Genomic DNA, 17,612 nt, shown 5'->3' on the forward strand with positions numbered 1-17,612 from the left:
GGCAGCGGGGAAACGGTCAGTGCTGCGCCTCGGGGGCGAGCTGTTCGACGAACTCGTTGAAGTCCGACGCCTCGCGGAAGTCCTTGTAGACCGAGGCGTAGCGGATGTACGCGACCTGATCGAGCGTTTGCAGCGCGTTCATGATCATCTCGCCGATCTGCTTCGACGGGATTTCGCTCTCGCCCGAGGACTCCAGCTGCCGCACCAGGCTGTTGACCACGCGATCGATGCGGTCGGCGTCGATAGGGCGCTTGCGCAGCGCGATGCGCATCGACCGCAGCAGCTTCTCGCGGTCGAAAGGCTCGCGCTGGCCGGCGCTCTTCACCACCGTCAGCTCGCGCAGCTGCACGCGCTCGAAGGTGGTGAAGCGTGCCCCACAGCCGGGACAGAAACGCCGCCGCCGGATCGCCGAGTTGTCCTCGGTCGGTCGCGAATCCTTGACCTGGGTATCATCGTGTCCGCAGAACGGGCAGCGCATGTCCGGCATTTCCCCCTTGGTTTATCGGCTCCTCAGAGCGTCGGATAGATGGGGAAACGGCGGCACAGATCGCGCACCCGCTCCCGCACCGACGCCTCGACGGCCGTGTTGTCCCCCGAATTGCTGGCCGCCAGCCCGTCGAGCGTCTCGACGATCATCTGACCGACCTGCGTGAACTCCTTGGTGCCGAAGCCGCGCGTGGTGGCCGCCGGGCTGCCCAGGCGCACGCCCGAGGTGATCATCGGCTTCTGCGGATCGAACGGCACGCCGTTCTTGTTGCAGGTCATGCCGGCGTGCTCCAGGCTGGCCTCGCCGGCCTTGCCGGTGAGGTTCTTCGGGCGCAGGTCGACCAGCACGATGTGGCTGTCGGTGCCGCCCGAGACGATGTCCAGCCCGCCCTCGATGAGCGTCTTCGACAGCACGCGGGCGTTGTCGAGCATCGCCTGGGCGTAAGCTTTGAACTCCGGCCGCAGCGCCTCGGCGAAGGCCACCGCCTTGGCGGCGATGACGTGCATCAGCGGGCCGCCCTGCAGGCCGGGGAACACCGCCGAGTTGATCTTCTTGGCGATGTCCTCGCGATCCGTCAGCACCATGCCGCCACGCGGGCCGCGCAGCGTCTTGTGAGTGGTGGTGGTGACCACGTCGGCGTAGGGGAACGGGTTCGGGTAGACGCCGCCGGCGATCAGGCCGGCGTAATGCGCCACGTCCACCATGAAGAAGGCGCCGACCTCGTCGGCAATGGCGCGGAAGCGCTCATAGTCGAGCACGCGCGGGTACGCCGAGCCGCCGGCGATGATCAGCTTCGGCTTGTGCTCGCGGGCCAGCCGCTCGACCTCGTCGAAGTCGATCAGGTGGTCGTCGCGGCGCACGCCGTACTGCACGGCGTTGAACCACTTGCCCGACATGTTGGGCGGGGCGCCGTGCGTCAGGTGGCCGCCGGCCGCCAGCGACATGCCCAGCACCGTGTCGCCGGGCTGCAGCAGCGCCAGCAGCACCGCCTGATTGGCCTGGGAGCCGGAGTTCGGCTGCACGTTGGCGAAGGAGCAGCCGAACAGCTTGCAGGCGCGCTCGATGGCGAGGTTCTCGGCCACGTCGACGAACTCGCAGCCGCCATAGTAACGCTTGCCCGGATAACCTTCGGCGTACTTGTTGGTGAGGACCGAACCCTGCGCCTCCAGCACGGCAGCGGAGACGACGTTCTCCGAGGCGATCAGCTCGATCTGGTCCTGCTGGCGCAGCAGCTCGTCGCGCACCGCGCGGGCCAACTCGGGATCGGTTTCGGCCAGCGTGGCGGAGAAGAACGTCGGGTTCGGAGCGTACATCAAGAGTTTCCTTTCAGACGACAAGCGCTTCTGTCAGCCCAGCTTGGCCACGCGGCGCCCATGGCGCTCGCCGCCGGCATAGGGCGTGTCGAGGAACGTGGTGAGGCAATCCTTGGCGACCTCGATGCCGACGACGCGGGCGCCCAGCGCCAGCACGTTGGCGTCGTTGTGCTCGCGCGTCAGCCGGGCCGTGGTGGCGTCGGTGCACAGCGCCGCCCGCACGTGACGGTGGCGGTTGGCCGCGATGCTGATACCGATGCCGGTGCCGCAGATCAAGACGCCGCGTTGCGCCCGGCCGTCGCGAATCGCAGCCGCCACGGCGTCGGCGAAGTCGGGATAGTCCACCGACTCCGGCCCGTCGGTGCCGAGGTCCAGCACCTCGTACCCCCGCCCGGCGAGCAGGTCCTTCAACTCGGCCTTCATCTGGGTGCCGGCGTGATCGCACGCCAGCGCAACGGTCTTCACGGTCATCGAACGCAACTCCGGACAATCGGGGGTGCCGCCGTGGGCCTTGCCACGCCACCCCCAGACGATACGCGCAGCAACCTACCAGATGTCGATGCGGATCACCAGTTCGACACAACGATCAGCGTACACCTCGCGACAGGGCAGCCATACGCGCCCCATCCGCTGAAAAACCGCGGCGCGGCATCACCTCTGCGTTGTTCATAGGACGGAATAAGCACACCAGCCAAATCTGGGCCGTGGCACGGTTTGCTCAATTGCCGAGCATGTCTTCCATGCTCCGCGCCTGTTGCACCCCACTAGTGCTGTCATAAACCCGCCGCGGATGCCGGCCGACGAGGCTGGTTTGAGACACCGCTAATTTACTGCCCCATCGTCAGTTCTCGGAGAAACAAATAAGCCACTTACCACTTGCGGGATTTATATTGACACCCAAATCACGGTATGCAACTTGGTTGCTACTGCCAAAACGAAAAAGCCAGGACACTGTGCAATGAGTGACCCGCTCCGCTCCGATTCACCCGACAACGGGCTGCTGCGCATGACGGCAGAAATCGTTTCCGCATATGTCAGCAAGAACGTGCTGCCCTCGCAGCAGATCCCCGATGTCATCAACACCGTCTACTCGTCGCTGACGGGCCTGAACAACGGTCCGCGCGAGACGCCGGCCGAGCCGCTGAAGCCGGCGGTGCCGATCCGCAAGTCGGTCACGCCCGAGTTCATTGTGTGCCTCGAAGATGGCAAGAAGCTGAAGATGCTCAAGCGGCACCTTCGCTCGACCTACAACATGTCGCCGGACGAGTACCGGGTGCGTTGGGGACTTCCGCCCGACTACCCGATGGTCGCCCCCAACTACGCGGCGCAACGCTCGGAATTCGCAAAGCGAATCGGCCTGGGCCGCAACGCCGGCCGCACGACGCGCCGCCGCGCCGGCTGATCACCGTTTCCGCACGCATTGCTGGCCGGCCCCTACCGCGAGGGCCGGCCGGTTGCGTTTGCACGGTTTAAGTCTACAGGTCGAGTCCGGGCGGTCAGCCGCAGTTCGGCCGGCCCGACAGTCGGCAGTTGAATCGCTCGATGTTGCGGGTGAGATCCTGGCCGGTGGCCTGGTGCTCGTCGGACAGGCACGCCAGGTACGCCATGGTCTTGTCGGCGTAGTCCTTCACCTCGAACTGGCAGGTCTGCATCTTGTCGGCGCTGACGAAGGTCGTGCCGTCGTTCATGCAGGCCGGAACCATGGGCTTGACGCAGACGTTCGCGGCGTCGGCAACCGGCGCCGCCAGGGCGGTCCCCAAAACAGCCACGACCATCGACATCCACACCAGCCGCATCGTTTCTCGTCCCCATCGTTCGTCGAGCGCCGTTCTACAGGCGTTACCCCACCTGCGCCAGTGTCCTTCGCCGGAATCGGGTCTAGGATCGGCGTCGAGCAGTTCAACGAGGTCCGGTCCCGCAGACCCGGTACCTGGATGTCATTGCTCACCATCAGCAGAAGCCAGAGACTTCACAACGCGCCCCCGGTCCCACCGGCGGGCGCGATCCTTATGGGGACACCGCATCGTTTCACCGGCCGTTGCCAGCGTTCTTCCGCATCACGTAATTCAGCTTGCTGATGGCGGTGCGGGTCAGCAGTTCGCGGCACCCCACGGCCGGCCCGGCCACCGAAACCTCGACGCCCGTCTTCGCGTCGATGGCCATCACCTTCATGTAAGGCCCGAGCCGCACGTATTCGAGCAGCACCTCGTCTTCCGGCATATTCGCCATGCCCTTCTCCATTCCCCTTCCGATGATAGCACAGACCCGGAACCGCAGGTGCGTGGCCTTGTTGGTTCGGCCAACCCGTTCATAAAATTCCCCGTTCAAGTTTCAGGGAGCCGAACCCATGGCCGCCAAGACGATGCAGGATCTCCTGATCGAGGAGATGCGCGACATCTACCACGCCGAGAAGCAGATCCTGAAGGCATTGCCGAAGCTCGCGAAGAAGGTCCAGTCCGAGGCCCTGCGCACCGCGTTCGAGGAACACGCGCAGCAGACCCAGGGCCAGATCGAACGCCTGGAGCAATGCTTCGAGGAACTCGACACCCGCACCCGCGGCAAGCCGTGCGAGGCGATGAAGGCCCTGCTGGAAGAAGCGCAGGAAATCCTGGAGATGGGCATGGCGCCGGAGGTGACCGACGCCGCGCTGATCGCCGCCGCCCAAAAGGTCGAGCATTACGAGATCGCCAGCTACGGTACGTTGCACGCCTATGCCCAGGGCTGCGGCCTGACCAATGTCGCCGGCCTTCTGGAGCAGACGCTCAACGAGGAGAAGGAAACCGACAAGCGCCTGAACAAACTGGCGATCGGCGACATCAACAAGAAGGCGCTCCAGGCAGGCCAGAAGGCGGCCTGATCTTTATCTTTTCCCTCAGACGGCTCTCGGTGGATCTTCGATCCGCCTGACGCCGTCAGCGCAAACGAAGTTTGCGCGCGAGGCGGGCGGGGCCGTCCGGCCCCTTGCCTTCGCGCCCACGGAGGCGCGGGGGCGCCGTCGCGCCCCTAAAGGAGCCATCGTCCTGCAACGCATGAACCGCCATTGCCGGGAGGTGCGGTCGGGCGTACAGTGGCGCCGCCTCCTTTGGGATTACCCCGCGCATGCGCCCGACCGTCGCCGCCCTTGCTTTCCTTGCCGTTCTGGCCGGCGCTCCGGCGGCCTTTGCGGAGAGCAAGGACGCCGCCCTGCCGCCGTCGGTGCGCATCAAGTCGCTGATGGTCCCGGTGGTCTATCAAGGGCGCATCGAGAAGTACGCGCTCTATGAAGTCACCATGGAACTGGCCGACGCCGCCAAGCTGCCGGACGCGCAGTTGCAGATCACGCGCATACAGGACGCGGTGCTGACCGTTGTCTACAACGCGGTCGAGCAGGGCTGGATCGTCCGCGGCAACATCGCCAACGCCACCGCGCTGCGCGCCCGGCTCGACGAGGCGGCGCAGAAGCTGATCGGCAAGGCGTCGATCGCCCGCGTCCTCATCGTCCCGGTCGGCCGCCAGTCCTCGCTGCAATAAGCCCGCCCGTGCTCCGCCACAGCGTCCTCACCGCGCTCGCCTTGCTGACCGCCGCCCCCGCGCTGGCGGCGGAAGGTTCCCCCGGCGCCCAGCAAAACATCGTCCGCGTCCGCCCGGTGATGGTGCCCATCGTCGTCGGCGGCCACATCGAGAAGTACGCCCCCTACGAAATCACGCTGGAAATCGCCGACGCCGGCCGCACGCCGGAGATCCAGTCCAAGACGCCGCGCCTTCAGGACACCGTGACGGCGGTCGTCTACGAGGCGGTGGACAAGGGCTGGGTCACCGGCGGGGTCATCAGCAACGGCCACGCGCTGCGCCAGCGCCTGGAGGATGCCTGCAACGCGCTGCTCGGCAAGGGCACGGTGGGCCGCGTGCTCATCACCCCGGCGACGCGCGGGGCAATGTAGCCCGCCCTACTCCACCACCAACCGCTCCAGCGTCTCCAGCCGATCGGCCTCGTGCGCGGGCTTGTCCCAGCGGATGCGGTGGACGCGCGGAAAGCGCATCGCCAGCCCGCTCTTATGCCGCGGCGAGCGGTGCACGCTGTCGAACGCAACCTCCAGCACCAGCCCCGGCGCCACCTCGCGCACCGGGCCGAAGCGCTTGGTGGTGTGGTTGCGCACCCAGCGGTCCAATTCGACCAGCTCGGCGTCGGTGAAACCGAAATACGCCTTGCCCACCGGCACCAGTTCCTCGCCGCGCCACGCCCCGAAGGTGAAGTCCGAATAAAAGGACGAGCGCTTGCCATGCCCGCGCTGTGCGTACATCAGCACGGTGTCCAGCGTCAGCGCGCCGCGCTTCCACTTGAACCACGGCCCCCTCGGCCGCCCGGCGGTGTAAGGACTGTCGCAGCGCTTCAGCATCAGCCCCTCGATGCCGGCCTCGCGCGCGCCCTCGCGCAGCCCCTTCAACGCCTCCCAGCCACCGAACGGCACCAGAGGCGACAGGTCCATGCGGCGCGGCATCACCGCGTCGTACCAACGCTCCAGCCGCGCCCGCCGCTCCAGAAACCCCTGGCTCCGCACGTCCTCCGCCCCGTCGAACAGCATGTCGTAGAGCCGCACGAAGGCTGGGTAGTCCCGCAGCATCGCCGCGGTCACCTGCTTGCGGTTCAACCGTTGCTGCAAGTCGTTGAACGGCGCCACCACGCCGTCGCGCACCACCAGCAGTTCGCCGTCGAGCACCGCGTCGAAGCTCATGTGATCGGCGATGTCCGGGAAGGCGCCGGACAGCTCGTCGCCGGTGCGGCTGTAGATGCGGCGCTCTCCCCCGTGGGCCGCGCCGCGGGCGACGAGTTGCACCCGGATGCCGTCCCACTTCCACTCCGCGCAATAGGCCGTGGCGTCGAGCCCGGCCATGTCCCCTTCATCCAGCGGGTGCGCCAGCATCAGCGGCCGGAAACCGGCGCCCATCGCCGATTCCGGCCGCTCCGCCCGCCCCTCCAGCCACGCGAACAGCGGCTCATAGGGCGGCGTCAGGCCGTGCCAGCATTCCTCGATGGCGTCGACCTCCACCCGCCCCCACGCGGCCAGCGCCGTCTTCGCCAGCCGCGCCGACACGCCGACGCGCAGGCTGCCGGTGATCAGCTTCAGCAGCGCGAAGCGCCCCGAGGCGTCCAGCGCGTCCATCCACCCCTCGATCAGCCCCAGAACATCGGTGCGCTTGGCGGCGCGCAAGGTGTCGACCACCTCTGACAAGCTGGGCGGCGGGCTGTTGGCGCGCTCGTGGCGCTCCGGCCAGATCAGCGCGGCTGTCTCGGCGAGGTCGCCGACGTAATCGTAGGACCAGGCGAACAGGTCCGGGTCCACCCGCGTCAGGACCAGCTGGCGGATGGCGGCGGGCTTGGCCTCATGAAACACCAGCGTTTCGGTCAACGCCGCCAAGCCCCAACCGCGGTCGGGATCGGGCGTGTGCGCGAAATAGTCCGCCAGCAGCCGGATCTTGCCGTTGCGCGACGGCGTGAACACCAGCGCGTCGATGAGCGCGGCGAAGCGGTTCACGCCTCGTCCTCCTCGAAGCCCACCAGCGCCAACGCCCGTGCCCGGATGCCGCGCCCCTTGGCATGGTGCACCAGCGCCTCCTCGCGCCCGTGCGTCACCCACACCTCCGGTGCGCCGACATCGTCCAGCGTGCGCGTCAGCTCGTCCCAATCGGCGTGGTCGGAGATCACCAGCGGCAGTTCGACGCCACGCTGCCGCGCCCGCTGGCGCACGCGCATCCAGCCCGACGCCATCGCAACCACCGGATCGCTCAGCCGCCGCGCCCAGCGGTCGGCCACCGCCCCCGGCGGCGCCAGCACCAGCGCCCCCTTCAGCTCCTCCTTGGCCGCCACGGTGGCCGGGCGCAACTCGCCCAACTCCACGCCGAACCCCCGGTACAGGTCGCACAGCGGCATCAGCGCGCCATGCAGGTACAGCGGCCGGTCGTAGCCCGACGCCCGCAGCAGGGTGATGACGCGCTGGCACTTGCCCAACGCGTACACCCCGACGACGTGGCTGCGCTCTGGAAAAACCTCCAGAGAATGCAGCAGCTTGCCGACCTCGCCGAGGTCCGGGGGATGGCGGAACACCGGCAGCCCGAAGGTCGCCTCGGTGACGAAAACGTCGCAGGGCACCGGCTCGAACGGCACACACGTACGGTCGTACGCGCGCTTGTAGTCGCCCGACACGACGATGCGCGATCCGGCGTGCTCAACCACCACCTGGGCGCTGCCCAGAACGTGCCCGGCCGGCACCAGCCGCACGGTGGTGTCGCCGATGCGCATCGTCTCGCCATACTCCAGCGCCTGCTGCGTCCCACCCGCCCCCTCGCCCAAACGCTGGCGCATGATGGCGAGCGTCCCCGGCGTGGCGAGCACACGGCGATGGCCGGGCCGCGCGTGGTCGGAATGGCCGTGCGTGACGATTGCGCGCTCGACCGGGTGCACGGGGTCGATGAAGAACCCGCCGGGCTCGACGTACAGCCCCTCGGGGCAGACGCGGACCCAGCGGTCTGGATGCAGGGGAGCGGTCATGCCCCAGAATATGGGACGGAAACGCCGTAGGAGCAAGATCCTAGCCCCTTGCGCCCCCCCCTGTCCTGGGCGCATCCTCAGCCCATGCACGACTTCCTCTCCCTGACGCCCGAGGTGGCCGCGGCGCTGCACGACCGCCGCCCCGTGGTGGCGCTGGAATCCACCGTCATCGCCCACGGCATGCCGTACCCGCAGAACGTCGAGACCGCCCGCGCGGTGGAGGCCATCGTCCGCGCCGGGGGCGCCGTCCCCGCCACCATCGCCGTGCTCGGCGGTCGCATCCGCGTCGGCCTCTCCGACCACGAGCTGGAGCGGCTGGCCACCGGCACGGATGTGTGGAAGCTCAGCCGCCGCGACCTGCCCGTCGCCCTGGCGCTGGGCGCCGATGGCGCCACCACGGTGGCCGCCACCATGATCGCCGCACAGCTCGCGGGCATCGCCGTCTTCGCCACCGGCGGCATCGGCGGCGTGCACCGTGGCGCCGAAACCAGTTTCGACATCTCCGCCGATCTGGACGAGTTGGCGATGACCGACGTCTGCGTGGTGTGCGCCGGCGCCAAGTCGGTGCTCGACCTGCCCAAGACCCTGGAATACCTGGAAACCCGCGGCGTACCGGTGCTGGGTTACGGCAGCGACGACTTCCCGGCCTTCTACGCCCGCAGCAGCGGGCTGAAGGTGGCCCACCGCTGCGACACCCCAGCCGAGGTCGCGCGCGTCCTGCACGCCAAGTGGCGGCTTGGGCTGAAGGGCGGCGTCGTGCTCGCCAACCCGATCCCGGAGGCCGACGCGCTCGACCCCGCGGACATGGAAACGGTGATTTCCCAAGCGCTGAAAGACGCCGACTCGGATGGCATCCAAGGCAAGGCGGTGACCCCATTCCTGCTCGGCCGCCTCAAGGAATTGACCGCCGGGCGCAGTCTGGAGGCCAACATCGCGCTCATCGGCAACAACGCGCGCGTCGCGGCGCTGGTCGCAGGGGCCTATGCGGCCCTGGCACAACCGCCTATGTCATAATCCATATGAGGTAAGCCCTCTGCGCCCATCCGTCTTAAGACCACGTTAACCGCCTAGGCCTGAGTCTCGGGGTGCCTATCACGGAGGACCCCAATGCGCGCATCGAGCCCGTCCAGCCTGGTTTCCCGGATGATCACCATGGCCGCCAGCCCCGATCTGGCGGATGGCGACGACACGCGGCCGGCGTCGCGGGTGCAGAAGATCGTCTGGGCGTCGCAGGCGGCCCGGCTGCGCGTCGGCCTCGCGGCCGTCGTCGCCCACCAGATCGAGTGCCGCGTCGCCGCGGAACTGGACGCCATGGAATTGCCCGAGGTGTTCTTCACCTCGCTGGAGGTGGCCGGCCGCGTCGTCACCTGCGACCTGGACGCCTCCGGAACCGCCTCGATCTTCGGCCTGATCGACCCGTCCGAGTACGATGAACTGGTCGAGGACGCCGGCGACGCCGCGCTGTTCGGCGTTGATTGGGACGGCGTCTACGTCACCCCGGCGCGCACCCGCCATTAAGCTTCCGCGCTCGTTCCTCCAAGCCCACTCCTCCGAACAGGGGCGCCCCGCCGCGATGGCCAGGCGCCCTTTTCCGTTCACGCCTCCCGGCTGCGCAGATTGTCGATCCACGCCCGATAGGGCTGGACCAACTCCGCCGCCTCGGCGCAGGCGTAGTGCCAGATGCGGCCCTCCGGATCGCCCGCCCAGTGGGCTTGACCGCGCCTCACGGGTTCCCCGCAATGGCAGCAGGTGGCGTGGCGGCGTTGGACGGCAGGCTTCAGCATGACGATTCACGTTGGAGGTTATGGACAAGGTCCCGGTTGGGAGCGGGACCGTGGCATAGGCCTTCCGTTAACGTCAAACATATTGCTGCACCGCAACAAAACCTACCACCAATGCGCGGCGGCTAGCCTGCCCGCCCGAGAACCCGCCCGGCGACGGCGTCGAGCTTGCGGATCAGCGTCGGGTCGCGGCGGTCTGGCGCGGTCATGATGGCGCTGTCCAGCGCCGTGTGGCAGCCCTGGCCGCAGACATGCTCGCGGTGGCGCAGCTTGGGCGCCAGCTGCTTGACGAGGTTGCGCGCCTTGTCGGCGTTGGCGACGACCACCTTGATGACGGCGTCCACCGTCACGTCGGCGTGGTCCGGGTGCCAGCAGTCGTAATCGGTGACCATGGCGACCGTCGCGTAACACATCTCCGCCTCGCGGGCGAGTTTGGCCTCGGGCATGTTGGTCATGCCGATGACGTCGCAGCCCCACGACCGGTACAGCTCGGACTCCGCCTGGGTGGAGAACTGCGGCCCTTCCATGACCATGTAGGTGCCGCCGCGCTGGAACTTGATGTCCAGTTCCTTCAGCGAGGTCTCGATGGCGTCGCCCATACGCGCGCACACCGGGTGCCCCAGCGCCACATGCGCCACCAGCCCGGTTCCGAAGAAGCTCTTGGCGCGGGCGAAGGTGCGGTCGATGAACTGGTCCACCACCACGAAGGTGCCCGGCGGCAGATGCTCCTTCAGCGAGCCGACCGCCGAGACCGACAGGATCTCCGTCACCCCGGCGCGCTTCAGCGCGTCGATGTTGGCGCGGAAGTTCAGCTCCGACGGCGGGATGCGATGGCCCCGGCCGTGGCGCGGCAGGAAGACCAGCTTCTGCCCGTCCAGCTCGCCGAACAGCAACTCGTCGGACGGATCGCCGAAGGGCGAGTCCACCTTGACCCAGCGCGTGTTTTCCAGCCCGTCGATGTCGTAGACGCCACTGCCGCCAATCACGCCGAGCACCGGTTCCGCCATGGTGTCCGTCTCCAGAAGGTATGAGGTAAGGGAGGCGCAGTCTTGCCGGGCGGCCGGCAAAAGGCAAGGCCACCCGCGACAATCCGCACGGCCAACAACAATTCACACGGATTGCACGGATTTATGCACGGATTACACGGATTTTCTTTATCCGTGCGCAGCAGCGGCCTTCGGGGTGGCTCGCGGCTTTGCGAGCATAAAAAAAATCCGTGTAATCCGTGTTCAAATCCGTGCAATCCGTGTGAATTCTTGCCCCCCAACGCCGCGACTACAGCGTCCAGAACAGCACCGCGATCAGCCCGAAATACACCGCCGCCTTCCCCGCCACCGTCCAGCGCTCCCAGGCACCGCCGCGCCGCCTCACCGGATCCGGCGGCGGGAAAAAGTCCACCAGCACTTTTTGCAATCTCGGAAACGGCACCGCCGGATACGCGCTGGCCGGCAGGAACAGCGGCACCTCCGCCCTTTTGAACGGCATCACCAGCAGCATCCCCGCGGCGAACCCGCCCAGATGCGCCCCCCACGCCGTATCCCCAGCCGCCGCACCGGGCATCAGCGCCATGGTGATGTTGGCCGCCAGATCCCCCGCCACCACCACCGAGGCCGGCAGCAGCACCGGAAACCGCAGCAGCACCAGCACCAGAATCTTGGCGTGCGGGTGCAGCAGCAGATACGCCCCCATCACCCCGGAGATCGCCCCGCTCGCCCCCACCAGCGGCCGCATGGGATCGGCCGCCCACGCCCCTTCGACCAGCGCCCCGGCCACCGCGCACAGCAGAAAGAACGCCAGATAGCGCAGGTGCCCCATGGCGTCCTCGACGTTGTCGCCGAACACCCACAGCGCCACCATGTTGGAGGCCAGATGCACCCAATCGCCGTGCACCAGCACATGCCCGACCAGCCCGCGCCAGACGTCCCACGTCGGCAGCGGCCCGGCCAGATCCACCGTCCCATAGAAGTACGCCGGCACGAAGGCGAACGGCTCCGGCCGTATCCCCGACACGAAGGCCAGCACGCACACCATGATGAGCCCGCGGTTCACATAGGCGACGGGCATGCGCCGCAACGGATTGCCGCCCCCCAACACCAGCGCCATGCCGCACCTCCTGTTCGGCATATGGTGGCCGTCGCAGCGATTTGCTAAACAGCCCGACCCTCCCGCGAACACAGGATCGCACCCGTGACCGAGCCCACCGCCACCCAGGCCGCTTCCGAACTGCTGACCGTCCGCGACTTCGTCCGCTACGGCGTCAGCCGCTTCACCGCCGCCGAGCTGTCCTACGGCCACGGCACGACGACCGCGTTCGACGAGGCGGTGTTCATGGTGCTGGAGGGCTTGCGCCTGCCCATCGACCAGCTCGATCCCTACCTCGACGCCCGCCTGACCACGCCCGAGCGCCAGACCCTGGCCGACCTCCTGCACGCCCGCGTCAGCACCCGCAAGCCGGCGTCCTACCTGCTGAACAAGGCGTACATCCAGGGCTTCCCGTTCTACGTGGACGAGCGGGTGATCGTGCCGCGCTCCTACATCGGCGAGCTTCTGTTCTCCGACCTGTTCGGCGGCGAGGGCGACGACCTGACGCTGGTCGAGGACCCCACGGCGGTCACCCGCGTGCTCGACCTGTGCACCGGCTCCGGCTGTCTGGCGATCCTGGCTTCGACGATCTTCCCCGAGGCCGCGGTCGACGCCGTCGACCTTTCCCCCGACGCGCTGGAGGTCGCCCGCCGCAACGTGGCGGACCACGGCGTGGAGGACCGCGTCACCCTGCTCCAGGGCGACCTGTTCGCGCCCTTGAAGGGCCGCAAGTACGACGTGATCCTGACCAACCCGCCCTACGTGGACGCGGACGCCATGGCGGCCCTGCCCCCGGAGTTCCGCGCCGAACCGGGGCTGGCTCTGGCCGGCGGCGACGACGGCCTGGACATCGTGCGCCGCATCCTCAAGGAGGCCCCCAAGCACCTCACCCCCGAGGGCGGCCTGCTCTGCGAGTTCGGCACCGGCCGCGAGATCCTGGAGGCCGAGTACCCCGACCTGGACTTCCTGTGGCTGGAGACCGCCGACAGCTTCGGCGAGGTGTTCTGGCTGACGCGGGATCAGCTGAAGAACGCGTGATTCCCAAAATCCGCCCCCCCCCCGGGGGAGAGGGTTAGGGCGAAGGGGGGCCCGCACAGCGTCACGCCTCCGGAAGATCGTTGCCGACATTGCCAAAGCCTTCTCGGAACAGTCCTAACCCCCTCCCCCGCCCAGCGGGGGAGGGTTGGGATGGGAGCAATTCCCCAGCAACATTCCGAGGTGCTGTTCATCACACTATTTGGTCTGGCGCGCAAATTGCTGGCCTTTGGCATAGCACATGCTACGCTTGACGCTTGCTTGCAGACCAGCATAACGATGAGGCAATCATGGCCAATCCGGACCACCTCAAAATACTCAAGCTTGGCGTGGACGCTTGGAACACATGGCGAAATAACAACCCCGCAATAATACCGGATTTGCGATCACTGAACAGCGCCAATGGCAGAAACTATCTGCCCGCCAAAGATATACTTCGCACCACTATAAACTTATCCGGTTTTAATCTTTCACATTCGATACTCGCCGGAAGCGATTTATCGTTCGCAGACTTGAGCGAAAGCGATTTATCGAAAGCAGATGCCAAGTCGGTAAGACTCGAAAAAGCAAACCTCTCAGGCTCCGACTTGTCATTGTGCAATTTTTTTAACTCAGACCTTAGCTTCTGCGATTTTTCCAATGCCATACTACAAGGGGCGGACCTTGTACGAACGAATTTGAGATATGCATTGTTTGATAACGCCAATCTAAAAAGCGCCATATTCGGAGAGACGGATTTTGCAAAAACGAATCTTAGAAACGCGAAATGGTTAGAAGATGCTGTCCACAAATATAGATCAAATATGGACTTCAGCACGTTAGAAATGTGCCCGGCCCTTCCACAGCCTTTCCTGCGCGGTGTCGGACTAAATGATAGCATAATCACCCTCTTGGAAGCCTTCAATTCAAAGAGTTCGGGATTTTACAGTTGCTTCATAAGTTACTCTACGAAAGATCAAGGATTTGCCGATAAACTCTACAAGGATCTTCAAAACATCGGAATTCGGTGCTGGTTCGCTCCACACGACCTTCAAATTGGTGCAAAAACTTGGGATGCTATTGATAGAGCTATTAAAGATCGAGATAAGGTGCTTCTGATTCTGTCGCGAAATTCCATAGCCAGCCAATGGGTGGAGGACGAAGTCAACAAGGCGTATGCCGAAGAAAGAGCTAGAAATACTACCGTGCTATTCCCTATCAGATTAGACGATGACGTTATGAAATGCCAAGAACCCTGGGCAATTAAATTGAGAGATCAGCGCAATATCGGAGACCTCAGAATGTGGCGCAACGCCGATAGGTATACCAGTAGCCTTGAAAGGATTGTGAGAGACCTCTCCCGCGCCGAGATGGAAGTTCTCACATCGACAGAATGATAAGAGCGCATTTAGCCGGAACGGTGCAAACCACTCACTCTTTGTTGACAATATTCCTATTTCTATGTGACACTGCTCCGGTTTTCCTGTGGGTAGCTCGGATCAGAGTCGGCGAATGAATCACCCCCCTAACTCTTGTTGCACAGCGTTGCATTCCGTTGCATCCGCCGGGGTGCAGGGGCCTGTGGCCCCTGCCGGAAAGAGCGAGAGGCCGGGCCTCTCGCAGACGCGGCAGCGCCAACGGCACCCTCACCCGGCGCTGCGCGCCACCCTCTCCCGGGGCGGGAGAGGGGATCGTCCCGTCAGTGACGCTGTGCGGCCCCCCCTCACCCTAACCCTCTCCCCAGAGGGGAGAGGGAATTTGGGCGCCTTCCACGCAGCCTCCACTGCACAATGCAAGTTTGCTAATGCACGCGCCAAGCCGCTGATCCGCAACGCGAAACCCCCTCTCCGCGCCGTTGTGCACTTCCCACCCGGTGCACAACGCTGCACAACGGGCCGCCCCGCGTGACCCTCCTCCCGCCCAACGTCGCCGGCTGGTTCCGGTCGCGCGGGTGGGAGCCGCATGGGCATCAGCTTGCCATGGTGGAGGCGGCGCAAAACTCGGAGTCCGCGCTGCTGATTGCGCCGACCGGCGGCGGCAAGACGCTGGCGGGGTTCCTGCCCTCGCTAATCGAACTTTCCGAACGCCCGCGCGACGGCCTGCACACGCTCTACATCTCGCCGCTCAAGGCCCTGGCGGTGGACGTGCAGCGCAACCTGGAGGAGCCGGTGGCCGAGATGCGGCTCCCCCTCCGCACCGAGACGCGCACCGGAGACACACCGGAGTCCAAGCGCCGCCGCCAGCGCGCCCACCCGCCGCAGATCCTCATGACCACCCCGGAGAGCCTGGCCCTCCTGCTCTCCTACCCCGACGCGCCGAGCATGTTCCGGCACTTGCGCTGCGTCATCGTCGATGAGTTGCACGCACTGGCCGGCACCAAGCGCGGCGACCTGCTCGCCCTCGGGCTGGCGCGGCTGGCGAAGCTTGCCCCCGCCAGCCGGCGCGTCGGCCTGTCGGCCACCGTCGCCGAACCCGACCACCTCCTCGCCTGGCTGTCGAAGACCGGCCGCTCCGACACAAACGATGTCCGCCTGATCCAGGGCCGCGCCGGGGCGTCGGCGCACATCGAAATCCTGACCACCAAAAATCGCCTGCCCTGGGCCGGGCACCGGGCGACGCATGCGCTGAACGACGTCTACCAGCGCATCCGCGCGCACCGCACAACGCTGGTCTTCGTCAACACCCGCGCGCAGGCCGAGATCGTCTTCCAGGATCTCTGGCGGCTCAACGACGAGAGCCTTCCCATCGCACTCCACCACGGCTCGCTGGCGGCCGAGCAGCGGCGCAAGGTCGAGGCGGCCATGGCCCAGGGCAAGTTGCGGGCGGTGGTCGCCACCTCCTCGCTGGATCTGGGCATCGACTGGGCCGCGGTGGATCTGGTAGTGCAGATCGGTGCGCCGAAGGGTGCCAGCCGTCTGGTTCAGCGCATCGGCCGCGCCAACCACCGCCTGGACGAGCCGAGCCGCGCGCTGCTGGTCCCCGCCAACCGCTTCGAGGTGCTGGAGTGCCGCGCCGCCATCGACGCGGTGAACGCCCACGCGCTGGACGGCGAGCGCCCGCGCCCCGGAGGGCTGGACGTGCTGGCGCAGCACGTGCTGGGCGTGGCGTGCGCCGGGCCGTTCGACGCGAGCGATCTGTATGACGAGGTGGTCAACGCCGCCCCCTACGCCGACCTCGACCGCGACCAGTTCGACGACGTGGTGAATTTCGTGGCGACCGGCGGCTACGCCCTCGGCTCGTACGAGCGCTTCCAGCGGCTGAAGCGCCTGGAGGACGGCCGGCTCGCCGTGGCCGGGCCTCCGGTCGCCCGGCAGTACCGCCTGAACATCGGTACCATCACCCAGGAGGCGATGCTGCGCGTCCGCCTGTCGCCGCGCGGCCCCGTGCTGGGTGAGGTGGAGGAGTATTTCGTCCAGGGCCTCACCCCCGGCGACACCTTCCTGTTCGCCGGTCAATTGCTGAAATACCTGGGCATCCGCGAGCTTGAAGTGCAGTGCGCCAAGGGGGGCACCGGCGACCCCAAGGTGCCGGCCTACGCCGGTGGTCGGCTGCCGCTGACCACGCAACTGGCCGACCGCGTACGCGGCATGCTTGCCGATCCGCAGTCCTGGACGGACCTCCCCGACCCGGTGCAGGAGTGGCTGAGGCTACAGCGTTGGCGCTCGTTGCTGCCGGCGCGCGACGGGCTGCTGGTCGAGACATTCCCGCGCAAGGGCAAGCGCTTCCTGGTCGCCTACGCGTTCGAGGGGCGCAACGCGCACCAGACGCTGGGCATGCTGCTGACCCGGCGCATGGAGCGCATGGGCCTGGGGCCGCTGGGCTTCGTCGCCACCGATTACGTGCTGGCGGTGTGGAGCCTGCGCACGCCCACCGACATGGCGGCCCTGTTCGACCGCGATATGCTGGGCGACGATCTGGAGGCGTGGATGGACGAGTCCGCCATGCTGCGCCGGACCTTCCGCAACGTGGCGCTGATCACCGGCGTGATCGACCGCCGCCATCCGGGGCAGGAGAAGACCGGGCGTCAGGTGACCTTCAGCTCCGACCTGATCTACGACGTGCTGCGCAAGCACGACCCCGGCCACGTCCTGCTGCGCGCGACGCGGGCCGACGCGGCGGGCGGGTTGACCGACGTGCGCCGCCTGTCCGACTTCCTGGCCCGCGTCGAGGGGCGGATCACCCACAAGGCGCTCGACCGCATCTCGCCGCTGGCGGTCCCGGCGATCCTGGAGATCGGCCGCGAGCGCATCGACGGCTCCGCCACCGACGAGCTTCTGGAACAGGCCGCGGCCGAGCTGATCGCCGAAGCCATGCCGGAACCGGGCGGCGGCGATCAAGGGAGTCTGGCGCTGTGAGGCCGGCGAACTTATTGCGTGCCCAACCACAGGTAAATCGGGCATATAGGGACA

Annotated in this window: 19 protein-coding genes; 9 read left to right on the forward strand and 10 right to left on the reverse strand. The window is 66.6% G+C overall.

The annotated features are described in order from the left end of the window. Positions 1-16: 16 nt before the first annotated feature. From nrdR to rpiB, 3 genes are read right to left on the reverse strand one after another with little or no spacing between them, the layout of a single operon-like run. A complete protein-coding gene (gene nrdR / locus ACSVDD_RS12630; RefSeq protein ID WP_448189713.1) occupies positions 17-478 on the reverse strand; it encodes a transcriptional regulator NrdR in 462 nt (153 codons plus the stop codon). A gap of 32 nt (positions 479-510) precedes the next feature. Then, positions 511-1,800, reverse strand: coding sequence for a serine hydroxymethyltransferase (glyA, locus tag ACSVDD_RS12635; protein ID WP_448189714.1), 1,290 nt, complete (start codon positions 1,798-1,800; stop codon positions 511-513). 33 nt (positions 1,801-1,833) lie between these two features. Further along, complete coding sequence (gene rpiB / locus ACSVDD_RS12640) at positions 1,834-2,271, reverse strand: ribose 5-phosphate isomerase B (protein WP_448189715.1); 438 nt, start codon at positions 2,269-2,271, stop codon at positions 1,834-1,836. Between the two features lie 487 nt (positions 2,272-2,758). Between rpiB and ACSVDD_RS12645 the strand changes: the two genes are divergently transcribed. Then, a complete protein-coding gene (locus ACSVDD_RS12645) occupies positions 2,759-3,202 on the forward strand; it encodes a Ros/MucR family transcriptional regulator (protein WP_448189716.1) in 444 nt (147 codons plus the stop codon). Between the two features lie 94 nt (positions 3,203-3,296). Here ACSVDD_RS12645 and ACSVDD_RS12650 read toward each other — a convergent pair whose 3' ends face one another. Both ACSVDD_RS12650 and ACSVDD_RS12655 read right to left on the reverse strand, forming a co-directional pair. Beyond that, entirely contained in the window at positions 3,297-3,596 is a 300-nt protein-coding gene (locus ACSVDD_RS12650) for a hypothetical protein (protein ID WP_448189717.1), read from the reverse strand. Between the two features lie 232 nt (positions 3,597-3,828). Next, positions 3,829-4,029 carry a DUF6898 family protein gene (locus ACSVDD_RS12655; RefSeq protein ID WP_448189718.1) on the reverse strand — a complete coding sequence of 67 codons (201 nt, stop codon included), beginning with the start codon at positions 4,027-4,029 and terminating at the stop codon, positions 3,829-3,831. Positions 4,030-4,147: 118 nt separating this feature from the next. Between ACSVDD_RS12655 and ACSVDD_RS12660 the strand changes: the two genes are divergently transcribed. From ACSVDD_RS12660 to ACSVDD_RS12670, 3 genes are all read left to right on the forward strand, one after another. After that, a complete protein-coding gene (locus ACSVDD_RS12660; protein WP_448189719.1) occupies positions 4,148-4,657 on the forward strand; it encodes a YciE/YciF ferroxidase family protein in 510 nt (169 codons plus the stop codon). A gap of 242 nt (positions 4,658-4,899) precedes the next feature. Then, complete coding sequence (locus tag ACSVDD_RS12665; protein ID WP_448189720.1) at positions 4,900-5,310, forward strand: hypothetical protein; 411 nt, start codon at positions 4,900-4,902, stop codon at positions 5,308-5,310. An 8-nt stretch (positions 5,311-5,318) separates the two neighbouring features. Continuing rightward, a complete protein-coding gene (locus tag ACSVDD_RS12670; protein ID WP_448189721.1) occupies positions 5,319-5,720 on the forward strand; it encodes a hypothetical protein in 402 nt (133 codons plus the stop codon). Between the two features lie 6 nt (positions 5,721-5,726). Here the strand turns inward: ACSVDD_RS12670 and ACSVDD_RS12675 are convergent, their stop codons facing one another. Beyond that, positions 5,727-7,313, reverse strand: a complete 1,587-nt coding sequence (locus ACSVDD_RS12675; protein WP_448189722.1) for a cisplatin damage response ATP-dependent DNA ligase — start codon at positions 7,311-7,313, stop codon at positions 5,727-5,729. Next, complete coding sequence (locus ACSVDD_RS12680; protein WP_448189723.1) at positions 7,310-8,326, reverse strand: ligase-associated DNA damage response exonuclease; 1,017 nt, start codon at positions 8,324-8,326, stop codon at positions 7,310-7,312. The genes ACSVDD_RS12675 and ACSVDD_RS12680 overlap by 4 nt, the downstream gene beginning before the upstream one ends. A gap of 84 nt (positions 8,327-8,410) precedes the next feature. Here ACSVDD_RS12680 and ACSVDD_RS12685 point away from each other — a divergent pair, with 84 nt between their 5' ends. Next, positions 8,411-9,340, forward strand: coding sequence for a pseudouridine-5'-phosphate glycosidase (locus ACSVDD_RS12685; protein ID WP_448189724.1), 930 nt, complete (start codon positions 8,411-8,413; stop codon positions 9,338-9,340). Between the two features lie 93 nt (positions 9,341-9,433). After that, positions 9,434-9,844 carry a hypothetical protein gene (locus ACSVDD_RS12690; protein ID WP_448189725.1) on the forward strand — a complete coding sequence of 137 codons (411 nt, stop codon included), beginning with the start codon at positions 9,434-9,436 and terminating at the stop codon, positions 9,842-9,844. Positions 9,845-9,921: 77 nt separating this feature from the next. On the opposite strand, the gene ACSVDD_RS12695 is transcribed toward ACSVDD_RS12690, so the two are convergent. The 3 genes from ACSVDD_RS12695 to ACSVDD_RS12705 all read right to left on the reverse strand — a co-directional run bounded on the left by ACSVDD_RS12695 (position 9,922) and on the right by ACSVDD_RS12705 (position 12,210). Further along, the gene (locus tag ACSVDD_RS12695) at positions 9,922-10,053 is read right to left on the reverse strand and encodes a hypothetical protein (RefSeq protein ID WP_448189726.1); all 132 of its coding nucleotides are present in this window, start codon (positions 10,051-10,053) and stop codon (positions 9,922-9,924) included. A gap of 179 nt (positions 10,054-10,232) precedes the next feature. Then, positions 10,233-11,114, reverse strand: a complete 882-nt coding sequence (locus ACSVDD_RS12700; RefSeq protein ID WP_448189727.1) for an S-methyl-5'-thioadenosine phosphorylase — start codon at positions 11,112-11,114, stop codon at positions 10,233-10,235. A 268-nt stretch (positions 11,115-11,382) separates the two neighbouring features. Further along, positions 11,383-12,210 carry a rhomboid family intramembrane serine protease gene (locus ACSVDD_RS12705; protein ID WP_448189728.1) on the reverse strand — a complete coding sequence of 276 codons (828 nt, stop codon included), beginning with the start codon at positions 12,208-12,210 and terminating at the stop codon, positions 11,383-11,385. A gap of 84 nt (positions 12,211-12,294) precedes the next feature. Here ACSVDD_RS12705 and prmB point away from each other — a divergent pair, with 84 nt between their 5' ends. The 3 genes from prmB (at position 12,295) to ACSVDD_RS12720 (ending at position 17,558) form a co-directional block, all read left to right on the forward strand. After that, a complete protein-coding gene (gene prmB / locus ACSVDD_RS12710; protein ID WP_448189729.1) occupies positions 12,295-13,227 on the forward strand; it encodes a 50S ribosomal protein L3 N(5)-glutamine methyltransferase in 933 nt (310 codons plus the stop codon). Positions 13,228-13,514: 287 nt separating this feature from the next. After that, complete coding sequence (locus ACSVDD_RS12715) at positions 13,515-14,600, forward strand: toll/interleukin-1 receptor domain-containing protein (RefSeq protein ID WP_448189730.1); 1,086 nt, start codon at positions 13,515-13,517, stop codon at positions 14,598-14,600. Between the two features lie 507 nt (positions 14,601-15,107). Beyond that, on the forward strand, positions 15,108-17,558 hold the full coding sequence (locus ACSVDD_RS12720) for a ligase-associated DNA damage response DEXH box helicase (RefSeq protein WP_448189731.1): 2,451 nt from the start codon (positions 15,108-15,110) through the stop codon (positions 17,556-17,558). Positions 17,559-17,612: the final 54 nt, after the last annotated feature.

It is taken from the genome of Azospirillum terrae, assembly GCF_053470425.1.